Source organism: Neobacillus niacini (assembly GCF_019749295.1).
In the GTDB taxonomy this organism is placed as follows: Bacteria; Bacillota; Bacilli; order Bacillales; family Cytobacillaceae; genus Neobacillus; species Neobacillus niacini_D.
This window is the reverse complement of sequence record NZ_JACWFG010000001.1, coordinates 700,378-714,104: the sequence shown is the minus strand read 5'-3', so window position 1 is coordinate 714,104 and position 13,727 is coordinate 700,378. Positions and strand designations below refer to the sequence as shown.

General features: G+C 37.5%; 14 protein-coding genes. 5 read left to right on the top strand and 9 right to left on the bottom strand.

Translation table 11 applies throughout. The features are described from left to right. Positions 1-69 precede the first annotated feature (69 nt). Entirely contained in the window at positions 70-1,449 is a 1,380-nt protein-coding gene (gene fumC / locus H0184_RS03450) for a class II fumarate hydratase (RefSeq protein ID WP_221820932.1), read from the top strand. A gap of 87 nt (positions 1,450-1,536) precedes the next feature. Here fumC and H0184_RS03445 read toward each other — a convergent pair whose 3' ends face one another. Continuing rightward, complete coding sequence (locus H0184_RS03445) at positions 1,537-1,740, bottom strand: alpha/beta-type small acid-soluble spore protein (protein ID WP_095248511.1); 204 nt, start codon at positions 1,738-1,740, stop codon at positions 1,537-1,539. Positions 1,741-2,103: 363 nt separating this feature from the next. Between H0184_RS03445 and H0184_RS03440 the strand changes: the two genes are divergently transcribed. Then, positions 2,104-2,346 (top strand): hypothetical protein, encoded by a 243-nt coding sequence (locus tag H0184_RS03440; protein WP_221820930.1) that lies wholly within the window; start codon positions 2,104-2,106, stop codon positions 2,344-2,346. Positions 2,347-2,399: 53 nt separating this feature from the next. On the opposite strand, the gene H0184_RS03435 is transcribed toward H0184_RS03440, so the two are convergent. The 8 genes from H0184_RS03435 to H0184_RS03400 form a co-directional block, all read right to left on the bottom strand. Then, positions 2,400-3,509 (bottom strand): ABC transporter ATP-binding protein, encoded by a 1,110-nt coding sequence (locus H0184_RS03435; protein WP_221820928.1) that lies wholly within the window; start codon positions 3,507-3,509, stop codon positions 2,400-2,402. Positions 3,510-3,616: 107 nt separating this feature from the next. Continuing rightward, the gene (locus H0184_RS03430) at positions 3,617-4,519 is read right to left on the bottom strand and encodes a PucR family transcriptional regulator (protein WP_221820926.1); all 903 of its coding nucleotides are present in this window, start codon (positions 4,517-4,519) and stop codon (positions 3,617-3,619) included. 429 nt (positions 4,520-4,948) lie between these two features. Next, positions 4,949-5,128, bottom strand: a complete 180-nt coding sequence (locus tag H0184_RS03425; protein WP_221820925.1) for a hypothetical protein — start codon at positions 5,126-5,128, stop codon at positions 4,949-4,951. Between the two features lie 64 nt (positions 5,129-5,192). Then, positions 5,193-5,402: a YheE family protein gene (locus tag H0184_RS03420; RefSeq protein ID WP_221820922.1), complete on the bottom strand. Its 210-nt coding sequence runs from the start codon at positions 5,400-5,402 to the stop codon at positions 5,193-5,195. Positions 5,403-5,475: 73 nt separating this feature from the next. Next, positions 5,476-6,540 (bottom strand): YheC/YheD family endospore coat-associated protein, encoded by a 1,065-nt coding sequence (locus H0184_RS03415; protein WP_260631388.1) that lies wholly within the window; start codon positions 6,538-6,540, stop codon positions 5,476-5,478. Further along, on the bottom strand, positions 6,531-7,901 hold the full coding sequence (locus H0184_RS03410) for a YheC/YheD family endospore coat-associated protein (protein ID WP_221820921.1): 1,371 nt from the start codon (positions 7,899-7,901) through the stop codon (positions 6,531-6,533). The genes H0184_RS03415 and H0184_RS03410 overlap by 10 nt, the downstream gene beginning before the upstream one ends. Continuing rightward, complete coding sequence (locus tag H0184_RS03405; RefSeq protein ID WP_221820919.1) at positions 7,879-8,985, bottom strand: YheC/YheD family endospore coat-associated protein; 1,107 nt, start codon at positions 8,983-8,985, stop codon at positions 7,879-7,881. The genes H0184_RS03410 and H0184_RS03405 overlap by 23 nt, the downstream gene beginning before the upstream one ends. Next, positions 8,986-10,335, bottom strand: a complete 1,350-nt coding sequence (locus H0184_RS03400) for a YheC/YheD family endospore coat-associated protein (RefSeq protein WP_221820915.1) — start codon at positions 10,333-10,335, stop codon at positions 8,986-8,988. It lies immediately after the preceding gene. Between the two features lie 182 nt (positions 10,336-10,517). Here H0184_RS03400 and H0184_RS03395 point away from each other — a divergent pair, with 182 nt between their 5' ends. The 3 genes from H0184_RS03395 to H0184_RS03385 all read left to right on the top strand — a co-directional run bounded on the left by H0184_RS03395 (position 10,518) and on the right by H0184_RS03385 (position 13,604). Continuing rightward, positions 10,518-10,865 carry a YlbF/YmcA family competence regulator gene (locus tag H0184_RS03395; RefSeq protein ID WP_221820913.1) on the top strand — a complete coding sequence of 116 codons (348 nt, stop codon included), beginning with the start codon at positions 10,518-10,520 and terminating at the stop codon, positions 10,863-10,865. Between the two features lie 125 nt (positions 10,866-10,990). Further along, on the top strand, positions 10,991-11,860 hold the full coding sequence (locus tag H0184_RS03390) for a Cof-type HAD-IIB family hydrolase (RefSeq protein WP_221820912.1): 870 nt from the start codon (positions 10,991-10,993) through the stop codon (positions 11,858-11,860). A gap of 232 nt (positions 11,861-12,092) precedes the next feature. After that, positions 12,093-13,604 carry a coproporphyrinogen III oxidase gene (locus H0184_RS03385; protein WP_221820910.1) on the top strand — a complete coding sequence of 504 codons (1,512 nt, stop codon included), beginning with the start codon at positions 12,093-12,095 and terminating at the stop codon, positions 13,602-13,604. Positions 13,605-13,727 lie beyond the last annotated feature (123 nt).

The window sequence follows — 13,727 nt, the reverse complement described above, 5'->3', positions numbered from 1 at the left end:
TTTTTTTTTGTAAAAAAGGAATAAGAATATGAATAACGATACAAAAATGAAATAGAGAGGTGGTAAGCTATGGAAAAGTTTAGATTGGAAAAAGATACTCTCGGTGAGGTTCGGGTCCCCGTTGATAAATATTGGGGTGCACAAACACAAAGGAGTCGTGAAAACTTTCAAATTGGCAGCGAAAAAATGCCGCTAGAGGTGGTTTATGCTTTAACCCAAATAAAAAAAGCAGCTGCAAAAGTTAACCATCAACTAGGTAAATTAGTGGATACAAAAATGAATGCGATTATTACTGTTTGTGATCAAATTCTTAATGGAGCATATGATCAGCATTTTCCACTTGCTGTTTGGCAAACTGGAAGCGGCACTCAGACCAATATGAATGTTAATGAGGTAATTGCTAATCGAGCGAATGAATTATTAAGCAGGCAGGGCAGTATAGTTAGGGTTCATCCAAATGACGATGTGAATATGTCACAAAGCTCTAACGATACTTTTCCTACGGCCATGCATATTGCTGCGTACATAAAAATTACTGAGAATTTAATCCCTGCTATTAATGAATTAAAAAGCACCCTGTTTAATAAGGAAAAAGCTTTTATGAAAGTGGTGAAAATCGGCAGAACCCATCTACAGGACGCTACACCATTGACCCTTGGTCAAGAAATAAGCGGATGGAGGGGAATGCTTGAAAAGAATGAACATATGGTTTTAGATTCAAGTAAATATGTACTCGACCTGGCAATTGGCGGCACTGCAGTTGGAACTGGTATAAACGCTGATCCTCAATTTGGAGATAAAGTAGCAGAGCAGATTTCATTATTCACAGGTTATCCATTTAAAGCTTCTCCAAACAAATTTCATGCCTTAACCAGTCACGATGAAATCGTATTTTTACATGGTGCTCTAAAAGGGCTGGCAGCAGATTTAATGAAAATAGTCAATGATGTCAGATGGCTGGCCAGTGGACCAAGAAGTGGTATTGGTGAGTTGATTATTCCGGCCAATGAGCCGGGGAGTTCCATTATGCCTGGTAAAGTAAACCCAACTCAAAGTGAAGCATTAACAATGGTTTCATGCCAAATTTTTGGGAATGATGCCACAATTGGATTTGCGGCAAGCCAAGGGAACTTCGAATTAAATGTTTTTAAGCCAGTGATTATATATAATTTAATTCAATCGATCTCACTTTTAACAGATAGCATTCGTTCCTTTAATGAAAAATGTGCTATGGGAATAGAAGCAAACAAAGAAGTGATTAATAAGCATGTGGAACGCTCTTTAATGCTAGTCACTGCACTAAACCCTTATATAGGTTATGAAAAAGCAGCTGAAATCGCCAAGCTTGCTTTTAAAGATAATAGTACATTGAAAGAAGCAGCCGTTAAAACAGGCTATGTTACGCCGGAGCAATTTGATGAGTGGATTAAGCCTGATAAAATGGTGTAGAAATAGTGCTAAGTTAAATGAAAGCCCCCTCCGATGAAGGAGGGGGCTTAAGCCATAATATTTATTTTTTCTGTGGTTGCTTAAAGATTAGCGTTGGAATCCGCCAAGTTGTTGCTCTGCCATTGCTACTAGACGCTTAGTGATTTCTCCTCCGACAGAACCGTTGGCACGAGAAGTAGTATCTGCACCAAGATTTACACCAAATTCTGTAGCAATTTCATACTTCATTTGTTGAAGTGCTTGCTCCACTCCAGGTACTAAAAGTTGATTAGAGTTGTTGTTACTAGCCATAGTTGAATAACACTCCTCTTAATAATTTTGGGGTCAGTATGGAATTGAACCATTATGGTTAAGCTAACCATTGCCACCTTGGCCTAACCCATCTTATAAATTTATTAGATATTGGAGCTGCTTTCTAATTTCCTTTTGTGGCTGGGTTAGCCGGACTTGCACCGGCCTAAGGCCCTTTAGAAAAGAGATGTCTTTTCCACTTGGTAACCCATCGATTAAATGTTGTTGCTTGCTTTGTAATATTTATTATGATTAAAAATGGACAACTTATTCGATTATTTTAACTGGTAATTTATTCCGGTACATAGTGCTGTAATAGTAACGCAAACTAAATATATACAAAAACTTAAAGGGTGAATGTAAATGTCAATATGCCCAATATGCAACGGTTTACGTGAAATCAATTTACTATGTACACATTGCGGGGGACAAATGTTAGACAGCGGAAGGTTAATGGATTACTATGATGATTATAGTCCGTACATGGAAATCGATTTAATGAAGATGGAAGATGGATATCCAGACAGTAACTCTGGAGGAAAATGCCCGCATCTTTATCAATGTCCATCCTGTCAAAAGGATCAAGTAATCTTTATAAAAGAGTAGATATACATATGTAAAAAAGGTCCCGCTAAAAAAACGGGACCTTTTTGTATCATCTATTCATTCGCTACGCGAATACGAGACTCAGTTTCAATGTCAAAGAAATGACCCTTATTTAAATCAAATGCTAAGTCTAATGTATCGCCTGGGTGAATGTCAGCTCTTGAATCAAGGCGGGCCACGAAGTCCTGACCATCGATACTAGAGTAAACCATTAATTCAGCACCAGTTAACTCAGCAACATCAACATTTGTTGTGATCTTTGTGCCGGCAGATGCTTCGATAAATACAGGCTCATCATGGATGTCTTCAGGACGAACACCCAAGATAATTGGTTTTCCAACATATCCTTGCTCACGAAGAACTTTCATCTTACCTTCAGGAACAGCGATAGAAGTATTACCGACTACAAATTTGCCCTCTTCTAATTTACCATTAAAGAAGTTCATTGCTGGTGAACCGATGAAACCGCCAACAAATACGTTTTCAGGCTTTTCGTATACTTCTTTAGGTGTTCCCACTTGTTGAATAAGACCGTCCTTCATAACTACCAGCCTTGAAGCCATTGTCATCGCTTCTGTTTGGTCATGCGTTACATAAATAGTTGTTGTGTTTAAACGACGGTGAAGCTTAGCAATTTCAGCACGCATAGCTACACGAAGTTTTGCATCCAGGTTAGATAAAGGTTCGTCCATTAAGAATACCTTTGCATCACGGACAATCGCACGTCCTAATGCAACACGCTGACGCTGACCACCAGATAAAGCTTTTGGCTTTCTCTTTAGGTAGGCTTCTAATCCTAGAATTTTTGCTGCTTCATTTACACGACGCTCAATTTCTTCTTTTGGAAACTTACGAAGTTTTAATCCGAAAGCCATGTTATCATATACAGTCATATGCGGATATAGTGCGTAGTTTTGGAAAACCATCGCAATATCACGATCTTTAGGAGCTACATCATTCACTCGTTTGCCGTCGATGTAGAAGTCACCTTTTGAAATTTCCTCAAGTCCAGCGACCATACGCAGTGTTGTAGATTTACCACATCCAGATGGACCAACAAAAACGATAAACTCCTTATCCTGGATATGTAAATTAAAGTCTGTAACAGCGGTTACTTTATTATCGTAAATTTTATAAATATGATCTAATTTTAATTCTGCCATTTTGAAAAACCTCCCTGTTTTGATTAACTTAAGTGTACATGAAAAGGTTTACAAAAAGTATGGACATACTGCACAAAGTTCCCAAATTGAATTTTGTGCATTGTGTCCTATTTGTCTTGTTCAAAGAGCAGGCAGGCTAAAAAGACGGTAAAAGCTCCGTAAAAGTCCTTCAACTGAACTCCTGTTTTTTCGATAAATTTATCGATTCGATATTGAAGAGTATTCCGATGAATATACAGCTTTTTAGCAGTTAAACTAGCATTTAAGTTGTTTTCTAAAAAAACTTTAATGGTTGTAAATAATTCGGGATCCTCTGTAAAAACGGTTGAAAGTTCCAGTTTAACCTTATCCTTGATAGATTCAGGCAGACTAAATGCTACATACGATGGGAAAATTTTTTCAAAGGTTATAATATTCGAGCTGGTGTGATTATTCTTGGCAAAATCAAAATACTCCTTTTCTTGTTGAAAATGGTTGCGTAAATGATTTGAGAAGGGGTAAAGCTTGCCGATATAAAAGGAAACCTTCACATATAAGTCACTCTCTAACGTATCTGCTATAGATGTTAACTCTTCTTCTGTAAGAGATAGCTGTCTGCTTTCTTCGATAACAATGCCATTGTGGATATTTTCCCAAAAGATTTGAACTTCATCTGGAAAAAATCCTTTTATTGCTGATTCAATTTCTTCTTGATCAACCCCGTGACCTTTAATATGAAACTGAATGAAACGAAAATTACTTTCAAGGTTTAGTGAAGGGATGGAACCGTTAGATAGTAAAAACTCATACCATTTTTTTGATAGTGTGGTTAACGGCTTAGATGGGAGTTTTACCTGTTCATAAACCACTTGCAAAAGATTTAGCTCTTTTTCTGATAAACTTTTTTTGGGAATCGAAAGCCAGTTGTTCTCAGACTCATCAAAAAATAGATAAAATTGGTCAGATGTATGGTTTGGCTGTTCAGAATATAGTACTGAATTTTCATATAAGGACATAATTTTTTTTAGCAAGGTCAACTACTCCATTTTGAAATTTAGAAAATGATGTCCTAATTATAACATCTTTTTAAATTTTGGCTGTGTTATATTGGCCTGTTGATTTCCACTACAGGCACTTCGCTTTCCGCAGGCGTTGCGGTGAGCCTGTCTAGCTACAGCGCCTAGCCCCTCGAGTCACTTCGGTCCTGACGATGAAGTCAAAGAGCGACTTCAGCGCCAGGCCCTCCAGCGCTTGTCGGGGCTAGACAAGGCGCTTCCGCTTTTCCTTCTCCTCGGCGCTAGCGCCTGTGGGGTCTCACCCGCTCCGTACTCCTGCAGGAGTCTTCGTGCCTTTTGCTCCAATCAACAGGGTGCAAAATCAACAATTATCTTTAACACAGCCTAAATTTTAAATAAAAAAAGGCTGACACGTGATTTATTCACTGTGTTAGCCTTTTTATTTTAGTCATTTATTTGAGTAGGAGGTTCTTCTTCACTTAGATCACGAGCTTCTTCAATATTGGTTGTGTCATGTCGGGAGTGAACAGATCCACCTGATAATCCTTCGTTAATGATTCGGTCAATATCTAAAAAGACTTTATCTTTCCCTTCATACTGCAAATCTTTTTTTCCCTTATTCATGGTAATCAGCCCTTTTCTATTTTACCTATAGTTTGTGAAAAGGGCATTATTTCATTCAATGATGTTATTCATAAACATGGAATAGCATTAGCTCATGGATTTGGCTGGTTAAAGAATCAATTTCATCCTGTTCGGGTGTATTTGCTGTCCATTCAATTTTTCCAGTTTGGTGATAGATCCCTGCATATCTTTGTTTTTTATAATAAAAGCTGAAGTTCCACCCAGGAATATTTTTATTTTCAAATAATGGCTTATACTGAAAGTGTGTCAGCATTCCTACATCTCCCTTGTAAGCTATTGGTTACCTCTAGCTTACGAGAAAACCAGCCTATATTCCAGCATAATTTTCAAATGTCAGGATAACCTGTAAGCTGCAGGAATAAATTGCAGAGATGATCAATTTTTCTCTCTTCGATTTCATTCTCATCAAAACTCATTGGTTTTGAGTTCACCTCATAAATGTAGTAGTGACCAGATTGACTGATACCAGCATCGATTGAAAACTCCCCGAAAAATCCAAACTGTTCAGATAGTGCTTCTCCAATTTGCTTTACTATAGTATGAATAAAAAGATCGTGTTCCTCCGTTTGTAACAATTCATAAGGCAAAAGTCTGCCCCCTGTAGGAACATGAGTGGTAATATCCTGTTTTTGGGATTGCCTGATCCCGACTCCTGTAACGATATATTGGTTATTTTCGGCATGGGCAAGAATTCGAAAATCAAACCTTTTTCCTTCATAAAGAAGTGACTTTATTTCTTCTTGAGCTAAATAGTTTTTCTTCATAAGTAAGTCTTCCCACTCTTGCCAAAAATGGTCAAAGGTTAGAAACTCTTCGCATTTATTTAATCCTTTTAAATGAATCCTTTTTTGGGAATCCACATTTAATATAAAAATCCCATTTCCTCTCGCTGACTGAGCTGGTTTTAAATAAACTGATTGATATTGGGATAAAAAAATCATTAGTTTTTGCTTTTGTATTGCTGATATCGTAGCTGGTAGATAAGAGTGTAGAGCAGGGTGGTTTTTTAGGAGGCGGTAAAGTTCGAATTTATCAATAAAACCCGGGTTGAAAAAGGGAATATTTTGTTCCTTTAAACGAGAGAAGAACCCGCTATGTGTTATTTCCTCCTCCGATTTCCGAAAGGGAATACGGTTGTAAACAAGGTCTGGGTACGGGGAATTTATCCGTTCCCATTCATCCTTTTCTGGAATATATGTGAAACCATCAATTGAATCAGCATGAACACCGTCTAATGTAAAGATAAAGCTTATTCCATTAAGTGAAATAAGCTTTTTTTGGAGTTCAATAAAAAGCGGTCCATTTCCAGCGATGGTGCCATCCTTTTTTTTTGCAGTCAAAATACCAATGACAGGAACCATTCTTTTGCTCCAAGGATTGATTACTGCCATTTAAGGACTTCCTCAGGGTGCAAAATGGTTTGTTCTGTTAAAAAAACCGCAAATGCAAGAGAGAGCTTACACGTGAGTTTATCAAAATCCTTTAGTTCCGGGTGACTAAAAATCGATCTCCCTGGTTTCGAATTTGCTTCAAATAACCAAACGCCGCCATTCCTATCAATACCTAAATCAAAACCAATCTCGGCAATAATCCCTTCCATATTATTTTCAATACTCTTACTCAACTGAAGGGCAGCATTTACAAGCCTTTCGGTATAATATTGGCATTCTTCCGGCTGAAAAATTTCTGCTAATGTTTTGACATCGCCCCCGCTTCGGGCATGGGTAGTAACGCTGCCTCGACCAGCTATTTTTGCTGCCATTGCCGTGACATGCCATTTCCCGGATTCATCTTTATTACTATGAACACGAAAATCAATAGGCCGCTGCTCTTGTCGCAGCAGGTGAATACCTTGTTGAACAATCATTCTATCTAGATTACGTTTGGCAAAGACGGTTTGGAACAATCCTTCTATGGATGAAAACTTTCTAAGACGATTCGTTCCATTAGTATCTTGATAGCGACAATAATATTCATTTTGCATTTTATCGTAGAGAATTTGATGGACACCTAAACCGAGGCTGCCGTTTATTGGCTTAAGATAGATATGACCATATTTGGCCAGCATGTCTTCAATTGATGAAAATGAAGTGAATGAATGTGTCTCTGGCAGATAGACAGCGACTGATTCGTCCTGCTGTAACCTTTCATAAATATCCAGTTTACTGAAAAAACCTGGATTATACCAAGGAATTAGATAATCCTTTTGCAGCTTTTCCTTTACACTAACTAATTTTGGATTTCTTTCACTTTTTCGGTTTGGAAGTCGATCATAAACTACATGTGGAAATGGAACTTCTATGCTCTGCCAATTGTTGTCATGATAAAAATATCCATTAATTGTACCCTTTTCCCAATGAATATGTTGTTCCCCAAAAACAAATGGAATGGCACCAACATTGGTTCTTACCGATAATAGTTTAGAAAAAAAATTCGTTCTATCACCTAGCGGACGATGTGGGAATGGTGTGAATCCTGCTGTGAATATTCCAACAAGCGGTCCAATGTTTAGAACTTGATTTTCGATAAAGACATGTAATCTTACTGCAAAATCAGGGAAATGTAAGAGCTTTTGCAGTTCTTTGCTTATTACAATGCATCCATTTTTCTTAGGATTTTGCCTGAACTCCACTTCGATAACTTTTGAGCCAAAGGCGATTTTTTTTAATTCCTTCTCCATTAAGAGCTCTTGAGGGCAGTAAACAACGAAAGTGCTATTTCCAGTTATTTCAATGGTATAGCGTTTTCTCATAGTAGCTCTTCCTTTCTTTCCTATCATTAGTAGTAAGGTATTTACCATATAGGAGTGGAGCAAGGGATAAGGTATCTTTTAAATCTGGCTGTGTGTTCATTATTACCTTTCTCCCTGGCTTTGAATTTACATCGAGAATCCAAAGTGCACCATTCTTTGCCATTCCAATATCAATGCCAATTTCAAATAAAGGCAGGATTTCCCTTTCAAGGACAGAAGGGAGTTTTTTTGTTATAAAGTTTAATTCAGTTGCAATGTACTCTTTATTGGCTGCTGCAGATAAAGTAGATAACCAGGAAGCGAAGTCTTTGACAGAGCCCCCTGCACTTAGGTTTGAAAGAATACCGCCAGTATTTCCTATGCGTATTCCCTTTCCACGCTCAACCCAAAGTCCTTGCTCATCTTTTTGCAGCAGGATTCTAATATCAAAGGGCTGTGAAGAACTATTTGATAGCTCTAGATAAGGCTGAAGCAAGTATGGTCTAAAATTAATTAACGGTTGCAGCCATTGAAAGAACTTCGTTTCATTAGGAAAAATCCTCGAGATGATTTTCTTATTTTTTTCTGTTTTAACATGAATGGTTTTATCATTTCGCTTTAGATAATAGATTCCGTAACCCTGAGATCCATTAATTGGCTTGATGATAATTTTCTTTTGACTGTTTAGGGCATTTGCAACCTGTAAGCAATCCTTAATAGCCTGTGAGTGTGGTAAATAAGGAGCTAAGACAGAATTAGATAATGTTTCATATAACTCTAGCTTATTGGGTAAACCAAAGCCTAAAAAAGTAATATCCTCTCTGCTCTTTAACCATGAAACGATGGGGATACATTTCTTTGAATGTTCATCGTCTCCGTAAAAACAACGATCATAGATGAGTGAAGGGAGAGGAAACTCATCTTCCACCCAACATTGTTGATTTGCATCAAACCGCCTGCCCTGGATTTGTGTGGTGAGAGGGTTAATATTAGATGGCAGGAAGTGAAAACATTCCATGCCGCAAGACTGGCCCCTTGCGGCGATTTCATGTATATATCCTGCTTCACTTTCTAAGTTTAAGGTCATTATCCCAAAGGTAATCATCTATGAATCCTCCATTTCTGAGCTTGTATCGAATGCAAGCTTTGTACAAAACTTGATAATGGCTTTGGCTGAAGGCCTTATTTTCATTTGACCATCTTCAAAGTTTTTCGAGGGTTTTGAATTGACTTCTATAAGCCATGGTTTACCTTCCTGATCTATCCCAATATCGATTCCAAGTTCTCCGGTTATTCCAGAAGATTTCCTATCAATAATCACTGCTGTTTCAATGGCTAATTCTTTCATTTGTGTGATAAGCCACTTTGCGTCGCTTATACTCATGTTTTCTTTCAATGCATTTAGTGGAGTCATTATTTCTCCGCCCCGGGCAATATTGGAAACAAACTCATCTTCCGCCGAAATTCGAGCTACCGCCGAGGTAGCCTTCCAGTTGTTTTGTTGACTTTTATGACACAGAATCCTATAGTCCATCCCTCTAGACTGATAGGTTAGGAGGGGAATCCCTTGTTGGATAATGTAGATTCTATTGTTCAACAGCGGTTTAAGATGCTGGTAGATTTCATCAATGGAAAGTATCACATGCTTTTTCTCTGTTTGCGATTTAATGGAAGATTCCAATGTAAAATAATCATTTTTCTTTTGGAGTTTGAAAATGTTTCTTCCCTGACTTCCATGTACAGGTTTAATAAAAACAGTTTCATAGCTTTTTGCAAATGTGGTTAAATGCTCTTTTGAGAAGAGTTTTGTATCAGGTACATAAGAGAGCAGATGATTTTCATGGATTAAGTGCTCATGAACCTCCCATTTGGAAAGAAAGCGGTCGTTAAAAATAGGAATATTTAACTCAGCAAGTCTATGTCGAAATAAATGATATTCTTTACCAAATTCGATTTTTCGAGAATGGATACGGTTATAAATAACATTTGGAAGAGGGAGCTGTGCAGCCTTCCATTTTCCACCTTCAAAGTAATATCCTTGATCAGAAAACTCTGGATAAGAAAATACATATAAGAAGCCTCCATTTTCCGAAAGACCATGATGGAGTTCTTCACAAAAAGTGTGGATTGAACGAAAATGGGGTTCTTCATTTCCTTTATTTTTAAAGTCTGTTACCAGACCTATAACGGGACCCAATAAAAGTGATTGTGTATTTTCCTGATAAATCACATGAAATTTGTACCTTTGAATCGGTAATTGAAAAAGTTGAAATAGATTTTCGGGGAAATGAATCTCATCAGGATTCATTTCAACACTTCTTATCTTTACTGTCACCATTTTCTTTCCTATAGAAATCGAGATTTCTTTTGTATCGAGCAGCAGCTGTTGATAAAGTTGTTCGGACATTTCAACAAAATTAGCTGATTTCATAGGAATAATCGTGATAGGGGGCATAGTCACTCCTCATTTATAGGCAAATATGTGTTTCCATAATAGGCATTCTTTGATATGGTATCGTATGATACCGCCCAGTAGTTGGTGATACATAATTGCACCCTTAGTTGAACATCCTCGCGTTTATAAACATAGTTTGTTATAGTTATAAAGATTATGTTTTCTTAAAAGGAGTGGAATCAATGTCCGTTAATGTATACGATGCAGCAAATGCATTAGAAAAAGCAATTCGACAAAGTGATGAATATAAACACTTACAGCAAATTTATCAAGAGGTAAATGCTGATCCAGCTGCAAAAAAAATGTTTGATAACTTCCGTCAAATTCAAATGAATTTACAACAAAAACAAATGATGGGACAGGAAATATCTGAGCAAGAGGTTCAACAGGCTCAAGCAACTGTAGCTCTTGTACAACAAAATGAAAAAATTGCTAAACTTATGCAGGCTGAACAGCGGATGAGTATGATTATTGGTGAGTTAAACCAATTGATTATGAAACCACTAGAAGAACTTTACGGTAATTTATAATAGAATCACCAAAAACTTTCGGTCTTCCGGAAGTTTTTTGTTTTATACTGCACTTGTTCTATCTTTGGGTGAAATATCATAAAAGTGATATAAGGGTATCTTCACCAAGAACAGGGGGCAGCGTAATGATTTATCGTTTGCTTGCATTAAATATTGATGGAACTCTATTGCAGAGTAACGGTAAAATTCATAAGTCAACAAAGGAAGCGATTGAGTATGTACAGCAAAAGGGAATTTATGTAACGCTCATGACATCTAGAAGCTTTCCCTCAGCCAAGAAGGTGGCAAGGGCGTTAAAAATAAAAAACCCGCTGATTACTCATCAAGGGGCTTATATTGCTAACATCCAAGATAAACAGAATTTTGTTCAAAGAATTAGTGAAAATATCACGTATGATACAGTCCGTTTTCTGGAGGGCATGCCTTGTCAAATTAGACTTGTACATGAACAATTTTCGTTAGCTAATAGGTTGAAGTTGAACAATAATTTGTTAGCGAAAACCGTCTTTACCTCAGGAGATCCTGTTTTTTATTCGCAGCAATTTGTTTCAACACTAAGTGAATACTTACATGATCAACCGGTTACCCCGCCAAAGATTGAGGTTTATTTTGAGGAGGAAAGTGATCTTCAAGATGCACAACAGGCTATCGAAAAGATGTTTACAGAAATTGAGAGTATTCAACTTGACCGGCTGCGATTAGATATTGTCCCTGCGGGTGTCTCAAAGTTAAAGGGCCTATCCTTTCTAGGAAGTCAACTTGGGATCCAATTAAAGGAAATGGTCGTAATTGGAGATGGATTAGATGATATCCCTGCTATTGAGCAAGCAGGATTAGGTGTAGCCATGTGGAACGCGGATTTTGAGGTGAAAAGAGCAGCTGACTGGGTAACTAGATCGAAAAATGAGCACGGTGTGGGATATATGGTTAAAGAACACTTCAGAAAACAACAGCCAATTGAGTTTCTAAGGAAGATGAATATCATCAAAAAGTAATTTAGCGGACATCATCGTATACATACGGTGATGTCTTTTGATATTGGTGAAAGCCCGAGCCATCTATAAATTAGAAGAACAGTCACTCATAAGGGCAGGTACTCCCTGGAGTGAATAATTTCCATTATATTGACCTTATAATATTGATTCTGTAAACTTAAAGGAGTTTTATAATAATGTCTAGCTGGAGAGCCAGTGCGCTTTTCACTTTTCTATAAAAAAGGTGATTTAATTGAAAATTAGTATTTTAGGTTTAGACGATGAACGCTTTAACCGAATGTTGCAGCTCATCGGAAATTTATTTTTTGAAGAAACAGAGATTGTGAAAGTTCAAGATGAAGCTTCTGATTTAATCATAAATTTTGCTTTAGTCGAAAATGACTTGATTAATGTTTCCGCTGTTTTAAAGGATACAGATGGCAATTCCTATACAGAGAGTTACGAAAAAGAACTCCAGCCTTCACAAACAGACAAGGAACAATTCAAGCAAATTAAAAACGCAGTTGCTCACGTTTATTTAGTCCTTTTACAGAAATGGACTGGAATCACCCAAAAGTGGGGCATCTTAACGGGCGTTAGACCTACCAAGCTGTTGCATCGGAAAGTCCAAGAGGGTGTGCCTCAACATATTGCTCACCAGCAATTAAAAGATGATTATCTCATAACCGACGAAAAGATAAATCTAATGCAGCACATAGTCGATAGGCAGCTTGCGATTGTACCAGACCTCTATTCACTGCAAAAAGAAGTAAGTATTTATATTGGAATTCCTTTTTGTCCGACAAAATGCGCTTACTGTACGTTCCCGGCATATGCCATTAACGGCCGGCAAGGATCAGTTGATTCGTTCCTAGGCGGGCTGCATTATGAAATAAAGAAAATTGGGGAGTGGCTGAAGGAAAAGGGGGTACGGATTACAACTGTTTACTATGGCGGCGGTACACCAACCAGTATTACGGCTGAAGAGATGGATATGCTTTACGAAGAGATGTATACTTCTTTCCCAGAAGTTGAAAAAATACGTGAAATCACAGTCGAAGCAGGTCGTCCCGATACGATTACCCCTGAAAAGTTAGAAGTATTAAAGAAATGGAAAATTGATCGGATTAGTATTAATCCCCAATCTTATACGCAAGAAACATTAAAAGCCATTGGGCGTCATCATACGGTTACAGAAACCATAGATAAATATCATTTAGCCAGAGATATGGGTATGAATAATATTAATATGGATCTTATCATCGGCCTGCCAGGTGAGGGGATAAAAGAATTTACACATTCACTTGCTGAAACTGAAAAACTAATGCCGGAATCCTTAACCGTTCATACGCTATCCTTTAAGCGTGCTTCTGAAATGACGAAAAACAAGGACAAATACAAAGTGGCTGACCGTGAAGAAGTAGAACAAATGATGAATCTAGCAACAGAGTGGACAGACAGTCACGGGTATGTTCCCTATTATCTCTACCGTCAAAAAAACATTCTTGGTAATCTCGAAAATGTCGGTTATGCTTTTCCTAATCAAGAAAGTATCTATAACATCATGATTATGGAGGAGCAGCAGACGATTATCGGGCTTGGCTGCGGAGCTTCCAGTAAATTTATTGACTCACAAACAGGAAAGATTACTCAGTTCGCTAATCCTAAAGATCCTAAAACATATAATGAAAGCTTTGAAGCGTATACAGAAGAAAAAATAAAAATATTAAATCAAATTTTCTCTGAAAAAGAATCTCCTGCTTAATTGCAGGAGATTTTTTTTGTTCTTAATAGAGGAATTGTCCTAAACCTGACGAATATTTTATAGGTAACGAGTCATAGAATACTATAATTTGAAAACGTTTTCAGTTATGGAGGGGATTTTAGT